Annotated in this window: 16 protein-coding genes; 2 read left to right on the forward strand and 14 right to left on the reverse strand. The window is 39.9% G+C overall.

What is annotated here, in order from left to right; genetic code table 11:
* Nucleotides 1-314 precede the first annotated feature (314 nt).
* The 4 genes from ABX891_RS18740 to ABX891_RS18755 are packed head-to-tail and all read right to left on the reverse strand — an operon-like array spanning nt 315 to nt 7090.
* Nucleotides 315-1343, reverse strand: a complete 1029-nt coding sequence (locus tag ABX891_RS18740) for a zinc-binding dehydrogenase (RefSeq protein ID WP_354630360.1) — start codon at nt 1341-1343, stop codon at nt 315-317.
* Nucleotides 1344-1353: 10 nt separating this feature from the next.
* On the reverse strand, nt 1354-2766 hold the full coding sequence (locus ABX891_RS18745) for a TolC family protein (RefSeq protein WP_354630361.1): 1413 nt from the start codon (nt 2764-2766) through the stop codon (nt 1354-1356).
* Entirely contained in the window at nt 2759-5911 is a 3153-nt protein-coding gene (locus ABX891_RS18750) for an efflux RND transporter permease subunit (RefSeq protein WP_354630362.1), read from the reverse strand. The genes ABX891_RS18745 and ABX891_RS18750 overlap by 8 nt, the downstream gene beginning before the upstream one ends.
* 9 nt (nt 5912-5920) lie before the next feature.
* A complete protein-coding gene (locus ABX891_RS18755) occupies nt 5921-7090 on the reverse strand; it encodes an efflux RND transporter periplasmic adaptor subunit (protein WP_024595653.1) in 1170 nt (389 codons plus the stop codon).
* Between the two features lie 119 nt (nt 7091-7209).
* On the opposite strand from ABX891_RS18755, the gene ABX891_RS18760 reads away from it, so the two are divergent.
* Entirely contained in the window at nt 7210-8148 is a 939-nt protein-coding gene (locus ABX891_RS18760) for a LysR family transcriptional regulator (protein ID WP_354630363.1), read from the forward strand.
* A gap of 10 nt (nt 8149-8158) precedes the next feature.
* Here ABX891_RS18760 and ABX891_RS18765 read toward each other — a convergent pair whose 3' ends face one another.
* The 7 genes from ABX891_RS18765 to ABX891_RS18795 form a co-directional block, all read right to left on the reverse strand.
* Nucleotides 8159-9196, reverse strand: coding sequence for a GGDEF domain-containing protein (locus ABX891_RS18765; protein WP_165742510.1), 1038 nt, complete (start codon nt 9194-9196; stop codon nt 8159-8161).
* A 147-nt stretch (nt 9197-9343) separates the two neighbouring features.
* Nucleotides 9344-10315 carry a GTP 3',8-cyclase MoaA gene (gene moaA / locus ABX891_RS18770; protein ID WP_165742511.1) on the reverse strand — a complete coding sequence of 324 codons (972 nt, stop codon included), beginning with the start codon at nt 10313-10315 and terminating at the stop codon, nt 9344-9346.
* 186 nt (nt 10316-10501) lie between these two features.
* A complete protein-coding gene (locus ABX891_RS18775; protein ID WP_165742512.1) occupies nt 10502-12793 on the reverse strand; it encodes a xanthine dehydrogenase family protein molybdopterin-binding subunit in 2292 nt (763 codons plus the stop codon).
* 12 nt (nt 12794-12805) lie between these two features.
* Nucleotides 12806-13294 (reverse strand): (2Fe-2S)-binding protein, encoded by a 489-nt coding sequence (locus tag ABX891_RS18780; RefSeq protein WP_007582016.1) that lies wholly within the window; start codon nt 13292-13294, stop codon nt 12806-12808.
* Between the two features lie 237 nt (nt 13295-13531).
* Nucleotides 13532-14125 carry a nucleotidyltransferase family protein gene (locus ABX891_RS18785; protein ID WP_165742513.1) on the reverse strand — a complete coding sequence of 198 codons (594 nt, stop codon included), beginning with the start codon at nt 14123-14125 and terminating at the stop codon, nt 13532-13534.
* The gene (locus ABX891_RS18790; RefSeq protein ID WP_354630364.1) at nt 14119-15147 is read right to left on the reverse strand and encodes an XdhC family protein; all 1029 of its coding nucleotides are present in this window, start codon (nt 15145-15147) and stop codon (nt 14119-14121) included. The genes ABX891_RS18785 and ABX891_RS18790 overlap by 7 nt, the downstream gene beginning before the upstream one ends.
* Before the next feature lie 85 nt (nt 15148-15232).
* The gene (locus ABX891_RS18795; protein ID WP_354630365.1) at nt 15233-16096 is read right to left on the reverse strand and encodes a DUF6279 family lipoprotein; all 864 of its coding nucleotides are present in this window, start codon (nt 16094-16096) and stop codon (nt 15233-15235) included.
* 684 nt (nt 16097-16780) lie between these two features.
* Here ABX891_RS18795 and ABX891_RS18800 point away from each other — a divergent pair.
* Complete coding sequence (locus tag ABX891_RS18800; protein ID WP_149593050.1) at nt 16781-17506, forward strand: tetratricopeptide repeat protein; 726 nt, start codon at nt 16781-16783, stop codon at nt 17504-17506.
* Between the two features lie 144 nt (nt 17507-17650).
* Here the strand turns inward: ABX891_RS18800 and ABX891_RS18805 are convergent, their stop codons facing one another.
* The 3 genes from ABX891_RS18805 to ABX891_RS18815 form a co-directional block, all read right to left on the reverse strand.
* Nucleotides 17651-19045: a coniferyl aldehyde dehydrogenase gene (locus ABX891_RS18805; protein WP_502936061.1), complete on the reverse strand. Its 1395-nt coding sequence runs from the start codon at nt 19043-19045 to the stop codon at nt 17651-17653.
* A 214-nt stretch (nt 19046-19259) separates the two neighbouring features.
* A complete protein-coding gene (locus tag ABX891_RS18810; protein ID WP_354630367.1) occupies nt 19260-20735 on the reverse strand; it encodes an SLC13 family permease in 1476 nt (491 codons plus the stop codon).
* A gap of 9 nt (nt 20736-20744) precedes the next feature.
* Entirely contained in the window at nt 20745-21701 is a 957-nt protein-coding gene (locus ABX891_RS18815) for a porin (protein WP_278382315.1), read from the reverse strand.
* Nucleotides 21702-21861: the final 160 nt, after the last annotated feature.

Raw genomic sequence — 21861 nt, forward strand, 5'->3', positions numbered from 1 at the left:
TAATAACTACATTACGTCATAAAAAATCGTTTAGATCAATTACTCTATTCAATTAATTAACAGTTTTTTCAATTTATTTTCTTTACCTGAACGTAAACTGTTGAAACACAAAGGCTTACAGTTGTACTCTGAAAAAAAGTATTTTAGCTAAAATGATGAATAAAACAGCAAAAGCTCTAGCGCTGTATCTATTTTTTTATGGGCATAAAAAAACGCAGCACAAATAGGCTACGTTTTTATTCAATTTGTAGAGGCTATATTATCAGTTAATCTAGCTAAAACTACCTAAATTTAAATCACATTGTATAAGCGCTTCACTTAGCAACTTTAACAACTTGCTTGCCGGTAAAACCACCAGCAAGTTGTTTATTAAGCGCTTGCGATACTGACTCAGCACTAAAATCTACGGGCGTTATTTCAGGGTGTTTAATGTCGCCACTAACAGCGCCTTCAAGTAACAGGTTGCCCATAAAACTCAAACGTTGTTGTGCACATAAACTATTAGCAAGCCATGCTCCACCAATCGATACAACGCTAATATTGGGCGCTCGGTGATACATTAAGTCTTGATCAAAACAAGGTAGCGGATTTAAGCAGGCAATACGTCCGCAAAAACGCATTAACTCAATATTACGCTGAGTACACTCACCACCTATCGTATCAATAACCGCATCAAAGCCTTGTGGGCCAAGTTCTCTGCGGATTTTTTCGCATAGCTTTTTATCGCTATAGTCAAAAACCACATCAGCGCCTAGCTGCTTAACCAATTTATGGTTACGCTTTGATGCCGTGGTAAATACATCTGCGCCACGCTGTTTTGCATATTGAATAGCAAACTGCCCTACTGCTCCGGCTCCGCTTTCAATAAAAATAGTATCGCCTTCACTAATGCCTATTTTATCTAAGCTGATGAGTGCTGCCATACCGGCGCATGGAAGTGTTGCTGCAATGGCCGGATTTAAACCGCTTGGCACAACCGACACTGCAAAGTTAGATACTTTGGTGTATTCGCTCAAAGCACCTTGCTCACCAATGTTGGCATGCCACATAACGCGCTCGCCAACATTTGGAAACACACCTTTATTAGCTTTAACCACAACACCTACGGCGTCTAAGCCTAAAATATGTGGATACTGCCATTTACAAAAGCCTGTTTTAGCAAATTGACCATCAACTGGATTTAAACCAACGTACTCTACTTTTACAAGCAGCTCGTTATCTGCACAGTCTGGAACAGGCAGCTCAGCATCCGCTAAGTCAATTGCTTCATTTGGTTCTGGCAGTACAATAGCGCGCATTGTTTGCGGGATAATGTATTCATGTAAATTTTCAGTATTTGGCATCAATATAACTCTACTTATTAGTGTCGTTTAACGCATAACTCCATTGGCCATTAAATGACTGGTAAGCATTTACTTTGGCAAGCAGTGAAGAAATTGTTGTTTCAACAGCATTTTCTTGTGCTATTAAAACATCCTGGCGCGCATCTAACAACTCAAGGTAAGGAATTTGCCCTTCTTCGTACATTGCTTGGGCTTGTAAAAATGCTTTATTAGCAAAGTCATAGCGCTCATCGGCAAAGCGTTTTTGCTGTGCTTGATTGACCAACAATTGCAGTGAAAGTTCACTTTCACTTAGTGCAGTTAATACCACTTGTTGATAATCGCTGTATGCGGCTTCACTTAAAAACTGCTGCGCGTCGCGCTGTGCTAATAATGCTGGGTAGCTTAATAACGACCATTGTAACTGCGGCGCTACTTGCCACTGCTGATCGGTATTTTTTAAGCCTGTGCTGTCTATACTCACAACCCCTGCAAATGCAGATAAGCTAATATCGGGTAATAACGCTTTGCTCGCTGCAACACTTAAACTATTTGCTTGGCTAAAATCAAACAGCGCGCGGCTAATATCAGGGCGTAAGGCAATAGCGTTATTAGCATTTTTTAGTGCGACGCTAAAGTCACGTTCAAGCACGCTTTGCTCGTTTTCAATAGCAATATTTTGCGCTAGCTTACCGCTTAGTACTGCAAGCGCAGATAAGTCGCTATATTTTGCATACTCAATGGCAGGCATAAGTGCTTGTTGCTGCCTAAGCTGCGCCATAGTACGGTTTAAATCAAGCTCGTTTGCTACACCTTCGTCAACACGGGCTTGCAAAACGTCAATACTTTGCTCAAGCGCTTCTATTTGAAGCGCTACAATGTGTTGTTTTTCAACATTACCCTGATAGCTCACAAAGCCTTTAACAACTGACGATACTACTTCTATTTGTAATAAGCGTACTTGCTCTGCTTGGCTCATGGCCGATGCATTTGCAGCATCAACCAACGCCGTTATGCGACCAAATAAATCTAGCTGCCAATCAAGTGCAACGTTTGCACTTGATTGGCGGTCAAACACGCTTGGTGCATCGCTTCGGGCTGCGCCAACATTTACGCCACCTTGCGGAAGGTACTGGGCTTTTTGCTCTCCTAATCGCGCTAATGCGCTTTTAAGTGTCAGCTGGCTGGTTTGCAAATTATAGTTATTTGCAAGCGCGCCAGTAACAAGCTCATTTAGTTGATCAGAATTAAGCTTTTTCCACCAGTTTGTTTCATCAGCAACGCTAACGTTACTAGCAATATTAGCTTTAGCAACAAATTCGTTAACCGCTTTTTGCTCGCTCATGGTGTCTATTTTACTCGCGCACCCTGCTAAAAACGCAGCGACTAATACCGCACTGACGGTTAGACTTGTTTTAAGCCTTTTTTGCATTAATTTAGTCATGAGTATTCTCCTGCGCTTTCTCTTTTTTATTAGTCACTAGCATATAAAATACCGGCGTAAACAATAGGCCAAACACGGTTACACCTATCATGCCTGAGAATACTGCGTTACCCATTGCGTGTCGCATTTCGGCGCCCGCACCGGTGGCAAGTACTAACGGTACAACACCTGCTGTAAATGCAATCGACGTCATTAATATTGGGCGCAAGCGCATACGACATGCCTCAAGTATTGCCTCTAAGTGCGATAAGCCTGAGTCGTGTCTATCTTTTGCAAACTCAACCATCAATATCGCATTTTTAGAAGCCAACGCAACCAGAACTATGAGCGCTATTTGGGTGAATATGTTGTTGTCAGAGCCAACAAACCACACACCTAACAAGGCTGAGAAGATAGTCATTGGTACAATTAATATAATTGCCAGTGGTAAACGTAAGCTCTCGTACTGCGCTGCAAGTACCATAAATACAAGTAATACAACTAACGGGAATACATAAACCATGGTGTTACCGGCAAGTACTTGTTGGTACGTTACTTCAGTCCACTCATATTCAATACCTGTTGGTAGTGTGTCTGCGAGTACTTTTTCAATAGCAACTTGTGCTTGATCAGAGCTATAGCCTGGCGCTGGGCTACCATTTAGTTCTGCACTTGGGTAACCGTTGTAATGCATAACACGGTCAGGACCAATTGTTGGTGTTACTGTTAATACAGAGCCTAATGGCACCATATTACCTGAGCGATTACGTACTTTTAAATTAAGTATTTGATCAGGGTCTAAGCGGTAGTCAGCATCGGCCTGTGCATTTACTTGGTACGTACGACCAAACATATTAAAGTCATTTACGTACACAGAGCCTAAGTAAATTTGCAGGGCATTAAATACTTCATCAAGTGGAATACCTTGAATAAGCGCTTGCTCACGGTCAATATCAATATCCATTTGTGGAACTTGGATACGGAAACTTGAGTACAGGCCCATTAATGCAGGGTCTTGTTGCGCTTTACCAATAACGGCTTGCAGGCTATTAAATAGTGCTTCAAACCCTTTATTAGCTCTGTCTTCTATTTGCAGTTTAAAACCACCTGTAGTGCCCAAACCTTGAATTGGCGGCGGTGGAAATACCGCTACAAATGCCTCATCAATGGCAGCAAAACGTTTATTCAACTGCGCCGCTATCGCCATCGCTGATTGGCTCGGATCGGTACGTTTGTCAAAGCTTTCAAGTGGTGTAAATACAATGCCGCTGTTAGGGCTATTGGTAAAACCGTTAACCGATAAACCTGGGAATGCGACAGTATTTGCAACGCCTGGTACTTCTAGTGCAATTTGCTGCATTTGAGCAAGTACGTCTTCAGTACGATCAAGGCTTGAAGCGTCAGGTAACTGCGCAATAGCCACTAAATATTGTTTATCTTGCTGTGGAATAAAGCCACCTGGTACGGTATCAAATAACTTAATTGTGCCGCCAACAAGTGCAATATAAGCCACCATTACAACAACGGTCATACGAATTAGTTTTTGTACCAGTTTTTCGTACCCTTTAGCACCACGATTAAATACGCGGTTAAATGGTTTAAACAACCAACGACCAAACAATTTATTAAGTAAACGCGTGAACGCATCTGGTTTTGCATCGTGCGATTTTAATAACAATGCAGCAAGCGCAGGCGATAACGTTAATGAGTTAAACGCTGAGATAATAGTCGAAATTGTAATTGTAAGTGCAAATTGCTTATAAAATTGACCTGATAAACCGGTAATAAACGCAGTAGGAATAAATACAGCACTTAGTACTAGCGCAATGGCAATAATAGGGCCTGTTACTTCGCTCATTGCAACGCGGGTTGCTTCAAGTGGCGATAAGCCTTTTTCAATATTACGCTCTACGTTTTCAACAACTACAATCGCATCATCTACAACAATACCTATGGCCAATACTAAACCAAACAACGACAAGGTATTAATTGAGACACCTAACCACTGCATTACGGCAAATGTACCAATGAGCGAAATAGGCACAGCAATTAGCGGAATAATAGATGCACGCCACGTTTGTAAAAATACAATAACAACAATAACTACCAGTACAATTGCTTCAAGCAAAGTGGCAATTACCGCGTCAATTGAGCCGCGAACAAATACCGTAGGGTCGTACACAATGTCGTATTCAACACCAGTAGGGAAATCTTTTGATAAGCGCGCCATTGTTTCGCGTACTTGATCGGAAAGCTCAATAGCGTTTGAACCTGGGCGTTGGAATATTGGAATTGCAAGTGCTGGTTGGTTGTCAAGCTCTGCACGCAGTGCGTAAGTGTCTTGACCTAAATCAACACGGGCTATATCAGATAAACGCGTTAACTGACCTTCATCGCCTACTTTAATAATAACTTGTTCAAATTCTTCAATACTGTTTAAACGACCTTTAACATTTAACAGTATTTGAAATTGACTGTCGTTTGAAATAGGTTGCGCGCCTAAGCTACCTGCAGCAACTTGCTGGTTTTGCGATCGAAGCGCTGTTACTACATCTGTTGCTGTTAATTCGCGTGCAGCAAGTGCATCTGGGTTTAGCCATACTCGCATTGAGTATTTACCGCCACCGAATAAGCGAATATCACCTACGCCTGGCAAGCGCGCAATTTCATCTTTAATGTTTAAATCAGCATAATTAGATAAGTAAGCTGTGTCGTGCGTTTTTTCAGGTGAGTATAAATGCACTAACATGGTTAAATCGGGTGATGATTTTTCAGCCACAACACCTAAACGTTGTACCTCTTCTGGCAAACGCGGAAGTGCACTGTTTACACGGTTTTGTACTTGTACTTGAGCACGGTCTAAATCGGTACCTAACGCAAATGTTACCGTTAGTGTCATACGGCCATCACTGGTACCTTGCGAAAACATATACAACATGTTTTCAGTACCGTTAATTTCTTGCTCCAGCGGTGTTGCCACTGTTTGCGCAATAACGGTAGGGTTAGCACCTGGGTAGTTGGCGGTAACAACAACTGTTGGAGGAACTACTTCTGGGTATTCACTTACTGGCAATTGGAATAGTGATATGCCACCAGCAATTAAAATAACCAACGAAAGCATAGCCGCAAATATTGGGCGCTGTATAAAGAAATGCGAAAATTTCATCAATAAACCTTATTGCTTAGCCACAAGTTGTGCGTTGTCGTTTGACAATGTAAATGCCACACCGCTTGTATCAATTGTTACTGTTTGCGGAGAGATTGGCATACCAGGACCTACGCGAGCAGGACCATTTACAGCAATTACATCACCTTCGTTAAGGCCCGATGTAACCGCACGTAATGCACCGTAACGCTCACCAATAGTAATTAGTTTGTATTCAAGTACGTTGTTTTCGCCAACGGTTAATACAAAACGATTTTTTAAGTCAGTTCCAATTGCACGTTCTGGAATAATAATAGCGTCGCTAATAGAATTGGCTGCAAGCTTGATACGTGCAAACGAGCCTGCGCGTAATTGGTTGTTGTCTTCATTAAATACCGCACGTACACGTAATGTGCCCGTTGATGAATTAATTTGGTTATCAATAAAGTTAATGTAGCCTTTATATGCAAAATCACTTTGACCGACTTTTTGCATTACAACAGTTTGATGGCTCGCAGCAGTAACATCATTAAAAGAGCTATTCCATGTGCGCTCATCAACATCAAAATAAGCGTACATAGCTTGGTTTGAAACAATCGATGTTAATACGCTTTGACCCGCAAGTACGTTATTACCTTTAGTAATATTTGCACGAGAAATAATGCCATCAATTGGTGATACTACTGACGTAAATTCTAAATCAAGTTCTGCTGAGGTAAGTTGTGCTTGCAGTGCAGAAAGCTGTGCTTCGCGTTGGCGCAGTGTTGAAGTACGCGCTTGTGCTTGCTCAGTTGAGATTGCCTTACGGTCTAATAAGCGTACCGCACGTTTGTCTTCACTTTTAGCTTGTTCAAGTGCGGCTTCTGCACTTTTAATTTGCGCTTTTAAGCTTGCAACAACCGCTGCAAATGGGCGAGCATCTAATTGAAATAAAACATCGCCTTCTTTAACCACGTCGCCTTCTTTAAATTCAATGCTATCGATGATTCCTGATACACGCGGCATTAAAGCAACTTCTTGTGGAGACTCTAAACGAGTTGTATATGTGTGCCAGCTCTGTACCGGCTTAACAAGCACCTGTGCTACATCAATTGGTTGAAGTTGCTGTGCAGGTGCTGATTGAGCTGTGCTCTCATCAGCACAACCCGCAAGTGTTAAAGATGCCGCAGTAAGTGCAGCAGCAATTAGATGTTTGTTCATGAAGACGCTCCATTGTTGATTAGCCTCGCATAATACGGATTAAACCCGTGTGTAAAAACCATAGATTTTTAAATTCATTAATGCCAAAATGGCATCAATAGATTAGTTAAGGTGTAATAATGGATACAACAAGTCGACTTTTAATGTTACTTGAAGTAGTTGAGCAAGGCTCTTTTGCTAAAGCTGCAGAAATACGCAACATAGATCGCTCTGTTATATCTAAACAAATTAGCCGTTTAGAGGATGAGTTAGGCGTTAGGTTACTTAACCGTACTACCCGTTCATTTTCGCTCACTGCGGCAGGCGCCGAAATGATCAAAAAAGCCGCAGAGCTTAGAGAGCTGCTCGGCGAAACCGTGCGCATGGCTGAAAACTACCATTTAGAGCCGCGCGGCGTTTTAAAAATTACTTCATCAACACTTATTGGTCGTCGTTATTTACAACCTGTACTTAATGATTTTCAAAAACGCTTTCCGCAAGTAGAAGTTGAACTGCGTTTAGACGATAGATTAGTCGATATAGTCTCTGAAGGATTTGATTTGGCTTTTCGTGTAGGAGAGCCTAAAGACTCGTCACTTATTGCACGTAAAATAGCGCGTAATCGATTATTAATTTTAGCTGCGCCACAGTTTATTGAAACTTATGGTATGCCAAAAACAATGGAAGAGTTAGCGAAATTACCAGCAGCAAGCTATGCCAGTAATTCTATTCGAGTAGAAGCAATAGATTATTACGATAGTAAAGGTGAGCGCTGCGAGCAAAAAATAAAAAGTGTGTTTCGTGCTAATGATGCCGAGTCATTGTTAATGAAAACATTATCGGGTACAACTTACTTTGTCGCCCCTGCATTTATTATTGGTGATGAAGTAATACAAGGTAAGTTAGTGCCTTTATTGACCGATGTAAAACTGATGGAATTGAGCGCAATGTATGCCGTATATCCGCATCGAGATTTACCAGTAAGAACCCGATTATTTTTTGACGCTGTACGCGAGCATTTAGGAAAAGATAAACCGATTTGGGAAAACGGGATCCCTAACTTTGAACAAATGTACTAAGTAGCACGACTTACGCAACGACTGCCTGGTAATCATTTTCTTTTTTAAACTTACAATACACTTTATTGCGACCAAATTGCTTTGCTTTGTATAACTGTTTATCAGCTTGGTTTACAAAGCTTTCCAATGAATTGGTACTTTTAAATTTTGCGACACCAATACTGGTTGTAACATTGATTGCAAGGCCGTCAATGTCAAATGTGGTACTTTCAAAACGTGCCCTTATTTGTTCAGCGGTATTAAGTGCAGCCTCTTCATTTTCAAAAGAGCTAAATAAAGCAAACTCCTCACCGCCGACTCTAAATAAATACCCTCTAGCGAGTATAACTCTTAGTAAAGTCGCTACTTCAATAAGCACTTGGTCACCCACACCATGGCCATATTCATCATTTACTTGTTTAAAAAAATCTAAATCAAGTAAGAATAAATATAACTGTGATTTATCTTGTAGTTCTACTTCAAAGTAGTGGTTCATTGAAAGGCGATTGCCTGCACCCGTTAGTGGGTCAAGTAACGCTAAATTTTTAAGTCGCCTTGAAAAGTGTGAACGACTCCCTTCAAAAACGTGAGAAATTGCCCAAATACTTAAATAAGCACAGAGTAGATTAAGGGATAAGTTAAAAGTCTCAAAAGGGGCAAGAGTAGACTGACTACCTAAAATAAACACTTGGATCACTAATAAATTTGCAGAGAAAATTACACCATATTGTTTACCCAATAGTAGGTAGTACAAAATAGGTAATGCAAACGACCATACATACACACCGTTACGAGGCGACGCCAAAGATGTACCCAAAATAACGATGAATGTGATAAGTGCGCACATTACAACGGATTGCCAAAACTGTAATGGTCGGCGTATAAGTGTAATGTAAGTAAATATACAATAAATAGAAAAACAGATTTCGATATAGCCAAGCAATGGAAAGTTATTTACAGTTAAATTAAATCCCGCAAATCCAACCGATAAAACACCAAAGCAAAGGCACATCCCTCTTAGAACGTCCTTTCTTAATGATTTAGTGCTATTAAGGGCTGCGATATCCATTCTAATCACTTAATAAAAATAAAAAGTAAGTTTAACGTGAAAATACAATTTAACAAGCTTTGTTGCTCTAAAACCATGTAAACACACCCTTTTATTGGTGATTTAGGAACACGTTTGATGTTTTTGTTTACAAGTTAGCTCTAAAAATTAACCACCTAACATAGATAAATTAGTGGTGATGCCCGTATTACCTTGATGCAAAAGATGAGTTGGCTTCTTAGTTTTAATATAACGAGATAACAAGGCCATTAATTCACTATGCGAACTATCGTTCATATATTCTCTTAGCGAAATACCCTCTTCAGAAAACAAACACAAGTGCAGATTTCCTTTTGCTGTAACCCTCAATCGGTTACAGGTACTACAAAAGTCGTTACTGTAAGGCATTATTAAACCAATTCTGCCTTGATAATCGGGGTGGGCAAACTCTTGAGCAGGACCTGCTGATGCACTACGCGCAACTTGCTGCCAGCCCGTTTGTAGTAACTGAGTTTTTAAAACTTGCCCAGAAACATGGTTAGCATCAAAAAAGGCTTTGTTGTCGTTTGTTTGCATCAATTCTATAAAGCGGATGGTGACGGGGCGGTGTTTAACCCAATTTAAAAATGTATCAAACTCTTTTGCGTTGTATTGCTTCATCAGCACGCTGTTTATTTTTACCGAATCAATACCCGTTTCAAGCGCAGTATCAATACCTTTCATTACTGAGGTAAATTTGTCATGCCCAGTAATGGTGTTAAACATGCGTGAATCTAAACTATCAATGCTTACGTTAATGGCGTTTAAGCCTGCATCTACCCAGTCATGAATATTCTTATGAAGAGAAAAACCATTGGTGGTCATTGCAATTTTTTTTATGCCCGCAACATCTTTTGCCGCGCGAACAACATCTATAAAGTCTTTTCTAAGGGTTGGCTCTCCGCCAGTGATCCTTACTTTTTCAATACCATGGTGTGCAAACGCTTTAAGCGTATTGCTAATTTCATCAATTGTGAGGAAGCCACGGTCGTGACCGCCCTGATAACCATCTGGTAAACAATAAACACACTTAAAATTACATACATCCGTAATAGACAAACGTAGGTAACTAAACTCTCGCCCTGTTGGGTCGATTAGCATAAATAAACCTTAACTAATATCAACACGTAATAACAACCTAATACCAATTTGCAATAATGCTTAATCGTTTAATTAAGCAAACTGGTATAAACAACGCTACCTATTGATACATAAATAATAATTACATAAATATATTTAATAACTTAAAGGGGCAGCATAAAACATACCCCTTTAATTATTTTTGTTTTACGCTTCTAAGCCTTTTTTAAGTTCGCTTGGCTTCATTGGTAGGTCACGTAAACGCACGCCTACAGCATTAAACACAGCATTACCAATAGCAGGAGCGACCCCTATAACACCAGGTTCGCCTAAACCAACTGGAAACTCATCGCTTTGTAAAAATTCAATGTCAATATCTGGCGCATCTTGCATTCTTAGCGGTAAATAAGTATTAAAGTTAGTCGCTGATACCTGTCCATCTTTATACGTATTTGATTCATGCAATGCAAGGCTGCTGCCCCATAGTAACGACCCTTCAATTTGCGCCAGTGCGCCATCAGGGTGAACTATTAAGCCCGCATCTACAACAACATAGAGCTTTTTAAGCGTTATTTTACCACTATCACGGTTAACGTGAACATGCGCTGCGGTTGCAAGCCATGCTGGCATGGTACGTTCTTGCCCTGAGCTTACAGAAAAACCAATGCCCTCATCTTTAGCTAATTTAACAGAAGCTACTTTATCAGACACCGTTTTAAGCACATTACGTAAGCGCAGTGCTCCACCAACGCTCTCAGGTGCTTTACCCGCTTGCTTGCCTTTACCGTCTAACATTTCAATTCTAAATTGAACTGGATCTTTGCCTTGCTTATGGGCAATTTCATCAATAAACGACTCAAGGCTCCATGCAATCCAGCCAGGCCCTACTGAACGTAACCAACCAGGAGTAAAGGTGCTTTGTGCAACTTCGTTATTAATAGCACGTGCACGATGACTGCTCATGCTATACCAATGATCAGCGCCCGATGCCGAAAATGCATCAAATTTACCTTTGCCATCAACACCCGGTGATAAAAACCCTGGTGCCATAGCTTTAGTAGGCCAACCAGCGGCAAATGCATGTTCCATTCCTGTGAAGGTACCATTTTTATCAAACGACGCCGTCATTTTTGCAGCAGATGCAGAGCGAGACTGATCGAATAAACTATCATCTGCTCGTGTAAATACCAGTTTTACTGGTTTACCTACTGCTTTTGCAGTTAGAGCCGCAGGTACAGTCCAATCACCAAATAATCGACGACCAAAACCACCACCTAAATAGTAAGGACGGATAATTACTTTGTTTTGTTCTATATCGAGTGCTTTAGCAAGCGCTGGTAACGTAAGTGACTGCCACTGGTTACCAGTATGAATAATCCAATTTCCGTCTTTAAACTCTGCAACCGCATTTAATGGCTCTAGCTGATAATGACTCGCTGTCGCTGTGGTATACATTGATTCTAACGACTCACTAGCGTCTGCTTGGGTTTTCTTTATATCGCCTTCATCAACAAACAAAGTGCCCGAGTCGCGTTGCTCGCATAATCGCTTACCTTCTTTTTGAATATCAGCTTCAGATATATTTGCCGACTCACCCTTTTTGTAACTCACCTTTAAAGCATCTACTGCTTTAATGGCACTTGGGTAACTATCAGCTAATACAACAACCCAGCCTTGCACTGTGTTACTAGGGTCATTTAAAATTTCATAGCCTTTGTAACCTTTAATTGCTTTTGCTGCACTATCGTCAACGTTTGTTACTGTGCTGCCATAACGAGTTGGTGGAATAACTGGACGCGCGTACAGCATGCCTTCAACTTCTACATCTATCCCATATACTGCTGTACCATTTGTTTTGGCTGGTATATCAAGCGCTTTAAAGTCTTGTTTAAGCCCAGTTAAATGACGTTTATTAGCAGGTTTTAGTGGAAGGTTTGCAACTTCATCACTGGTAAATGTACGATTAAACTCGCCTTTTTTAACTATGTCAGCATAACTAACCGATTTTTCGCCTGCAATAATGTAGCCCTTTTCAGCACGACATTTATCTGCAGGCACGCCGAGCATTTTCGCTCCTGCTTCTATTAATGCAATTCGACCCGCAGCGCCGGCTTGAGATAATGGCTTAAAGCTTTGAAATACAGACCATGAACCACCCGTTACCATAAAGCCCCATTTTTCATGAGTATCTACGTAGGTAATTGATACTTTATCCCAATCACATTCAAGTTCATCAGCCACAATACGCGCAAGAGCAGTACCGATATGTTGACCCATTTCAACTTTAGCAATACTCACTTCTACGGCGCCGTCGGTGCTCATCGTCCACCAAATAGTGGGTGAAAAAGCCTGTTGCGCAATTGATTCTTTTGCACTGAGCGAACCCGAAAATAACGCAGGGGCAAACGCCATGACTAAGCCTGCGCTAGCAGTGCCAATCATAAACGAGCGACGATTTAAATTAACGGTTTCGCTATTTTTTTGAAATAATTTTTTCATTATCGGCTCCAGTTAAGCGTCTTGTGCATTTGGATCAAATATATTTACTACACTTTGTGACTCATCTGCAGCGCGTTGAATAGCAGTTTTAATACGTTTATAAGCCATACAGCGACAATAGTTACCATTCATATGGCTTACTATTTCTTCATCTGAAGGGCTTGGATTAGCTGCCAGTAATGTAGCAGCTTGCATTATTTGCCCCGACTGACAGTAACCGCACTGTGGTACTTGCTCTTCAACCCATGCTTTTTGAAGTGGATGTTCGTTATTAAGCCCTTCAATTGTGGTAATGTTTTTTCCTGCAATTGCGCCAATTGGTAAAACACATGAGCGAGTTGCTTGCCCATCTAAATGCACCGTACACGCACCACACATTGCAATACCGCAACCAAACTTCGTACCTTTTAATCCAATTTCATCGCGAATAACCCATAACAATGGTGTATCTTCACTTGCGTGTGATTCAACCACCTTGCCATTAATTGTAAACGTCACCATAGCTTGCCCCTTGATTAAGCTTTATAAACTGCGTTTAAATTGTTTAATTTAAACTCAGGTTATAACAGTTAAGATTGTTGTAACTACTAATCCATAACACATATAGTTACCGCATAAGCTACATTAACAGCTAAATACCATAACCACTACACTAAAGCGTTAGCGCAGCTAAATACCATAACCACTACACTAAAGCGTTAGCGCAGCTAAAACTTATTTTGCCCTACTACTACTTTATCACTCATTTTTAGCTATAAAATTACTTAGCTGCTTTTGAGTATCTATGTCTACACTCGCACTACTTAAACTAATTGTATTGACGACCTCACTGCTGGAGCGCAGTAATTGCTGCGCACCTCTATCTGAAGTTAAGCTTGCAAGCTGAGATAAATCAACCGCTGGGAATAAAGCGGGTACACCTAAACGCTCGCCATAGTTTGCGCACCAGCGCGATGGGTTACGTTTAAAACCAGTAACTAGCTCACTTAAGTGCGCTACTTTTAGCTCAACCTGATCCGCAAGCATAAATAAAATCCCATCAAAGGACTTATTTTTAAACAAAGTTTGAGAAGCTGTCGCTATTGAATGACCCAAACCTTGGCTCCATTGCTTGTTCTCAATCAGCTCTATGTTTTTATAGCCTGCCAGTACTTGCGCTACTTCTTTATGCCATGCCCCGGTAACTACATACACGGGCGTGTCATCAAGTGCTTGCAGTGTATTTACAGCATGCTCAATCATTGTTTTGCCAAAGCCAATATCAGCTGTTAATTTACAGCCGTTAAAGCGAGATGATTGCCCTGCGGCTAAAACAACTTTTGCAATTAGCACGGCTCCTGCCCCCAATGACTTAGTGATTGGGCATCTTTATCACACAGCACTGCATGTATTTCGCTGATCAGCGATAGTGCAATACTCTCTGGCGAGTCGCCGCCTAAATTTAAACCGACGGGCCCAAAAACAGGAGACTTAATTTGTGAAACACGCGTATTTGCGTGCTCTAAAACTTGTTCACGTCTGTGCTTCGGACCCAATAATCCTATATATTTAAACGGAACATCTTTAAATTGAGCCAACGTACTGGCGTCAAGTTCAACGCTGTGAGCCATTAAAATAGCAGCATCTACTTTATTAGTTATGCAATATTCTTTTAACTCACTCGGTGTGGAGCGCAAAATAGCATCTGCATTTTTAAAATATTGCCTTTTTGCATTGGCAGCGCGTGTATCCCATACAGTTACACTCCAACCAAGTTGTTTGGCAAATGTATAAACCGGAACTGCATCGGCCCCACCACCCACTATTAATAAATGAGGCGGCGGATAAATAGAAGTTTGCAAGCACGTAGCGCCTTGTAATTCTACCAACTGCGCTTTGCGGTTCATTGATAAACCATGTAACTCATCATTTTGCGTAAATACACCACTGCCGGCTGGCAAAATGGGGCTTACTTGTTGAAGGTATCGCCCTGGTTTATTCTCATTAAGTGCTTTAGATACAAGCTCTAACTGCAAATAGTCATTAGCTTTGTGAATGGGCTGTAGTAAAATATGTACTATGCCCCCACAACCAATGCCAAGTTGAAATGTTAAATCGTCTTCATCGGTGGCATCATAACTAATGGTTTTACTGGTTAAAGTACTCATTACTTGTTTAGCGTGGCGCTGTATGTCAGCTTCTAAACAGCCACCCGAAAGCATCCCCAAGCGCTCGCCTAGGCTCGAAATAAGCATCATAGCCCCTAGTTTTCTGTAGCTAGAGCCTTCAATTTTGTACAAAGTAGCTAAAACCCATTCTTGGTTGTCCCTATTGAGATGCCAAGTGTTTAAGATACTTTTCAAATCTGTAACCATATATTGCCCTTTAAAAAGCATTTTTTGCGTTTAAAAACAAACCAGCCTAAACAGCTAATTTAAAACTTAATAATTCACGCACAATTTAGTTTTCTATTATATCGTTTAAGGTCTCAATTAACTCATCAAATTGATCATTAACACTTTGGCGTTGTTTATCATTTAGAGTTAGGTTTAATTTGTAGAGTAAATTTATATATAAATTTAAGTTTACTTCATTGCTTTTCAATAGCGCGTTGCTCATATAAAGTTCGCGCTCTTCAATAACCGTACTTAACTGATTTATAAATTCTTTTTTTGTAATTTCAGCATTTGTAAATACCTGTTTGGCTGCATTCAAACGGTTTTGCTTGTACTCTAACCACAGCGCTCCTGCATCTTGGTGCTGCTCATTAGTTGATTTAATCAGCGCTTTTTGTTGTTTATTAAGCTTGCCTATCCACTGCTCGTAGTATTCAAATTGCTCTTCTAAACGCTCACTTTTTCGCTCAAGCGGGGTTTGTTCGTTAAACTCTTCGCGTTCGTCGTTAATTTTTATTTGGATATTGTTTAAAAGCTCACCTCTTTGCTCACTTGATAAGGTTGCCCCAAGCTCAGCTAAAGGCAGCTTTGCGTATCCAAGTAGGTTCTGCCAATGTTGTTTTGCAAGCACAACCTGTGTTTTTAATTGTTTAGCCTCCAATGTTTGGTTAAACAATACTTTTATATTTTGTATGTCTTGTCTGTAGGCGGGTAACTGGGTAGTTCGGTGCCAATTTTGTGTTGTTGTAATTATGTTTTTTAGCTGTGTATTTTGCTTTTTATTTAAATCAACATAATCGTCAACCCAAAATGACGAAAGCCAGCTCAAGTTGTTATAAGTGAATGAGGCTGAACAGCTACACAAAAATACCATGCTGATAGCAAAGCATGCATTTATCACTTTTTTAGCTTTAAGATTATTAAGCATCACTTTCCTTATTTTAATTTTATAATTATGGAAACCTTATTTGATAATAATTATCATTTAAGTATTGACTTGCATTTAGATCTAACTGATAATCGTTCGCACAAACACAGTGTAACGACCTCAGTGCCTACGGAAGAATATTCAGCAAGGATGCTGACACATTAAAAGAAGAGCGTGCCGCTTCGTGTTATTACTTACTCGACCCAAGTAATAACATCAAATATCACATTTACTTGCTACATTGCTCATATTAGTGACGGTTAATATGACTCAAAAAAGCCCTAACGGGCTTTTTTTATTTCTTTAAATTTTCTATAAAATCTGTATCTTACACTTCTTAAACTCGTTTACTTACCTTAAAAGTCCACCGCGCTATTATTTACATTTTATACGCACGATCTGATAAGGTATCGCCTTGCGTTTACGCTAAAGCTGGCGTAAAACATAACAGTAGGCACCCTTTTTTGCATCTATTTATAATAACCGATTTAGTCTCTACTTAAATGCATTGAGTATTAAACGTTTGAAATGCCCAAATAGTGCAAAAATTTAATAATTTAGCATTTAACTAAAGTCTGTTTACCTTTCGGGATTAAAACTTGTTCTATTTAGACGCTATTTAATCCCGGCAAGATATACTGGCCCTAAAACCTATCGTAACTATTACTAATTGGAGACATTAATATGTCACAGTTTAATTTGAAAGCACTCGTTCTTGCTGGCGTTTTACTTGCCAGCCCTTTCGCTCATGCAACATTAGAAGATGGCATAAGAGCAGCTAACGAAGGTGAATTTGCAGTCGCCCTAAAAGAATTCCAATACCTAGCAGATAAAGGTTTTGCGCCAGGAATTTACGAACTAGCTAAATTATACGAAGGTGGATACGGTGTAACACGCGATTACCGCAAAGCAGCTGCACTTTATCAACAAGGCGTTAAAAAGAACCATGCTGATTCGATGTTTGCTCTAGCTGTTTTATACGATGAAGGTAAAGGCGTTAAACTTGATCATCAAATGGCAGTTACCTTATTTGAAAAAGCAGCTAAGAAGAATTTACCTGCAGCTCAATTTAATTTGGGCGTAATGTACGCTAATGGCGTGGGTGTTACACGAGACTATGAAGCGGCACGTAACTGGTACGAAAAAGCAGCTGCAAACAATTACTCTTTAGCGCAATTTAATTTAGCCCTCATGTATTTTGAAGGACTAGGTATGCCGAAAGATTTAGAAAAGTCATATATTTGGAATACTATCGCTGAGTACAACGGTAATATGCAAGCGAGTCATAGCCGTAAACTTGATGAGCGTAAAATGCTGCCTAAAGAAATTGAAGAAGCTAAAGAAAAAGCCGATGCCATTTATGCAAAAATACAAGTGGGTACTTATGCTGGCGAAGGTCGCTTATTTTAAAGTCTTATTTTAAAGTTTAAGAGTTTAAGACCGTAGCTTTAAACTAATCTAAAAAAGGCTGAATTACATAATGTAATTCAGCCTTTTTAATATATCTTGATTAGCAAGTTAACACTTATTCAACTTTACCAAATCAGCACCCTATTATTTTATGTAAAGCCACTTTAGAAGCTTAATAATAAGTTTGCTTTGTTTTAGTAGCATAACAATGCGAGGATTAAACGAGCCCGATACTAACGTATTTTTAGCATGGCTAAACGTTAAAAACCCTTCTATACCATGATAATGCCCCATTCCTGAATGCCCTACACCACCAAAGGGAGCATCATCAGCAGTTACTTGCACTAAGGTGTCGTTTATTGCCACAGTGCCACTGATTGTTTGCTTCATAATGTATTCTTGAGCGTGCTTATCTTGGCCTAAAATATAAAGCGCTAATGGGTGGTGATGAGCTTTAATATAGTCAATTGCGCTGTCGAGCTTTTCATAACTCATTATTGGTAGTATTGGACCAAATAACTCATCTTGCATAAGCTGCATTTCGTCAGTTACTTGAGTTACTAAATGCAGCCCCATACGGTGCTTTTCTTCGTCTTGCTGGTTTTGCTCAAGTGGCTTAATAATGTTTGCACCCAGTTCTTGGGCTTGCTCTAAGTAGGTTGCCAAACGTTTATAATGCGCATCGCTAATGATAGAAGTTAAGTTTTTACCTTCAACACCGTCTTTAAAATGCTTTTTATACAACTCGCATAATTGCTGAATAAGCTGATGCTCAAGCTCTTTGGGTACAAATACGTAGTCGGGTGCAACGCATATTTGCCCTGCGTTGGCCATTTTGCCAAACAGTAAGGCTTGTGCCGCTTTTTTAATATCGGCATTTTGCGTAATAATAACTGGCGATTTACCACCGAGTTCAAGCGTTACCGGCGTTAAATTACGACTCGCTGACGCCATTACTAATTTACCTACGTTCGTAGAACCCGTAAATAATAAATGAGCAAATGGCAGTGATGAAAACTGTGCTGCAACATCACTCGCCCCTAGTATTATTTTACAATGAGCTTGCAGATCATCTTTAAAGATTTTTTCGATAACGGCGTTTGTATGAGGTGTGAATTCGCTTAATTTAAGCATCACTCTATTACCGGCAGCTATAGCGGTAAGCACAGGTACTAACGCTAACTGAATGGGGTAATTCCACGGTGCAATAATACCAACCACACCTTTGGGCTGATAATTAACACTTACTTTTGAAGGCCATAAGCTTAAACCCACAGAGCGATTACTTGGCTTTGCCCATTTTGGCAATTTTTTAATAATGTGCGCGAGTGTTTGCACTGTAGGTAATATATCGCCTAGTAATGTATCGAAAGCGGTTCTGTAACCAAAGTCTTTTGAAGCAGCATCTACTAGCTCTTGCTCAAGTTCAACAATACGTACACGGAGTTTTTTCAATAAAACGAGACGTTTATCAATTGGCAAGTAAGGCGTTTCGAGAAAGCTTTTTCGCAATTCATCAAACTGGGGAATTAAAGGCATTGCCTGTGATGTCTCAGTGCTCAAAATAGGTTACTCAATTTTTAAAGTTATTAACGACTATAACCTTGTTCTGTTTTTCGAGCAATAACACTAATTATCTAAAAAAGAGCTTCTTGAGTACTACAAATAAGTATAAAGAGTAGTTTTGTTTAAAACTGTAAATATAAACAAAGCTACTCTGGCATAGGTTGGTTAGAACTAATTTAGTTCAGCTTTAAAAGCCAAATACTTGGGCTGCAATCGTCATTGTAACCAGCGTAATTAATACAATAGCCACAATGTTTAGCACAAAACCCGCTCTTATCATGTCGCGCATTTGAATTTGCCCTGAGCCAAACACAATAGCATTTGGTGGTGTCGCTACCGGCATCATAAACGCACAACTACACGCTATAGCTGCAGGAATAACCCAAACCAATGGTGAACCTGTTATAGACTCTGCAACGGGCCCTAACAAAGGAAGAAAGCCAGCTGCAGTCGCTGTATTGCTTGTGATCTCAGTTAAAAACGTAATTAATGCCACAACAACAAGTACACTCATAACAAGTGGAATAGTGCTAGCGCCTTCAATTAGGTGAGCAATAAATTCAGCAAGCCCTGATGACTTAATTTGAGATGCAAGCGTAAGCCCGCCACCAAATAATAATAAAACGCCCCACGGCACTTTAGCTGCGCTTTCCCAATCAAGGATACGCTCATTTTTGCCTTTATTCGCTGGCATTACAAACAACAGCAATGCCGCTGCAATTGCAATAGTAGTATCTGAAATATTAAGACCTGTTATGTCACCTAATAGAGGTCTTAATATCCAACACAGTGCTGCTAAAACAAACACAAATAACACGCCTTTTTCGGCGCGCTGCATTATACCTAGGCTTTTTAACTGCGTTGAAAACACCGCTTTTGTATCAATTTTTTGATCGTTTTTAATATTAGCATCTACTTTATACGCAAATTTAGTAAGCCAAACCCAGCTAATAATTAGCATGCCTAAAGACAGTGGTACGCCTACAATCATCCATTGCGCAAAGCCAATTTCTATTTGGTAACTATCTGACAAGTAAGCAGCCATTAAAGCATTAGGCGGAGTACCGATTAAGGTAGCAATACCACCAATACTTGCACCATAAGCAATTGATAACAGTAAAGCCTTACCAAAACCTTCATTACTCGGGTCTGATTGCTTTACTAAATTGGTAATCGAAAGCGCAATAGGCAGCATCATTACAGCTGTTGCGGTATTAGACATCCACATCGACAAAAATGCGGTTACCAGCATCATGGCTAAAATTTGCAAGCTTGGCTTTTTACCCGCATATAACATGGTGCTTAGCGCAATACGTTTATGTAAGCCCCAACGCTCCATAGCAATAGAAATTAAAAAACCACCTAAAAATAAAAATATTAGTGGGTGCGCATACGGGGCAGCCACGCTTTTAATTGCTGCTATATCAGCCAGTGGTGATATTACCAGAGGGAGCAAAGCAGTTGCTGGAATTGGTACTACTTCGCTCACCCACCACGATGCCATCCAAAATGCTAAACCTGCGGTTTTAAATGCCGCTACAGACATACCCATTGGTGGATCGAGTAAACATGTCATTAGCATTACTACAGGGCCTAGTATCAAAAAAAGCCATTGGAAATGTCTTTTCTTATCTGGTTTTTGCGTGAGTATATTATCTGTCATGGCAGGCCTCTAAAATTTGTATTTAAGACCAAGCGCAACACTGCTGTCGTCTTGTTCTTCTAAATTAAGGTCGGTGTATAAAAGGTAAGCAGTTGTTTGCTTATCAAATACATAGTCAAGGCCCGTAGTCCATTGTGTTGCCTCAGAAGTTTGACGAAGTAAAGAGTCATCTTTAGCAAACTGTAATTTAGGTACCCATTTATCAAGCGTATAGCTTGCACTTAACACATAACCGCTACCTGATTTTATACCATCTGTTGATTCAGAATGCTGATATAGCGCACCAAGCTGTAATTGTTCAAATTTATAGGCTGCTGCTATTCGGCTCGCATTAATATTATTAAGAGAATCAACATGGCTTAATGATAAGTAATATGAGGTGTTTTTTAAGCTACGATCACCATAAATAAAAGTTGCTGCAAATCCAGCTTCGTTATCTTTGTTGTCGTCTTTTGGAGCATAAGTAAACGAAAATTGCGTATTATGCCAATAATTAGAAGTGTATGTTAGCGTATCACCAAGTCTATCTTGTCCTGCAATAACTTGGGCTATGTCACCTTGGGTTTCATTAAAGTTATCAACTTTGCCTTCAGAGTATTTAAAGCGAGTATCATTTCTTCCCACTACAAGCTCGCCAAATTGACCTTTTAAACCAAGATAAGTATTCCTTGCACTAAATGGCTCTTCGGTGTCATCTTGCTCAAAGCCTTTTACTTGCACTTCGTATTTAAAAACAACGTTTAAATATTCATTTAATTTGTGTTGCCCTTGAATGCCTATACGCGAAAATGGCGCTTCAATCTGCGTGCCTTCTTCTGCGTAACGCATAATACCCGTATCTGTATTAGCAATTTGAACTTCGGCTTTACCATAAACATCATATTCAGTAGCGCAAGCCGTGTACGAGTAAAAAGCAAAGCTACTTATTGAAGTGAGTAAAATAGTAGAGTGTGTAAACTTTATCATTATGTGTCCTAATTATTAGAATCTACTTGTTGTCAGACCTAATAAGGCAACTTTACTGCCAATGGTAAAATACTCTTATATTTCAGGCACTTAATGGATATTGCATATAAAAAAAGAGAATAAATGTGCGGTTTCCCACACACCATAAAAACGAAGTTGT

It is taken from the genome of Pseudoalteromonas sp. NCIMB 1079, from assembly GCF_040567695.1.
Classification (GTDB): domain Bacteria; phylum Pseudomonadota; class Gammaproteobacteria; order Enterobacterales; family Alteromonadaceae; genus Pseudoalteromonas; species Pseudoalteromonas distincta.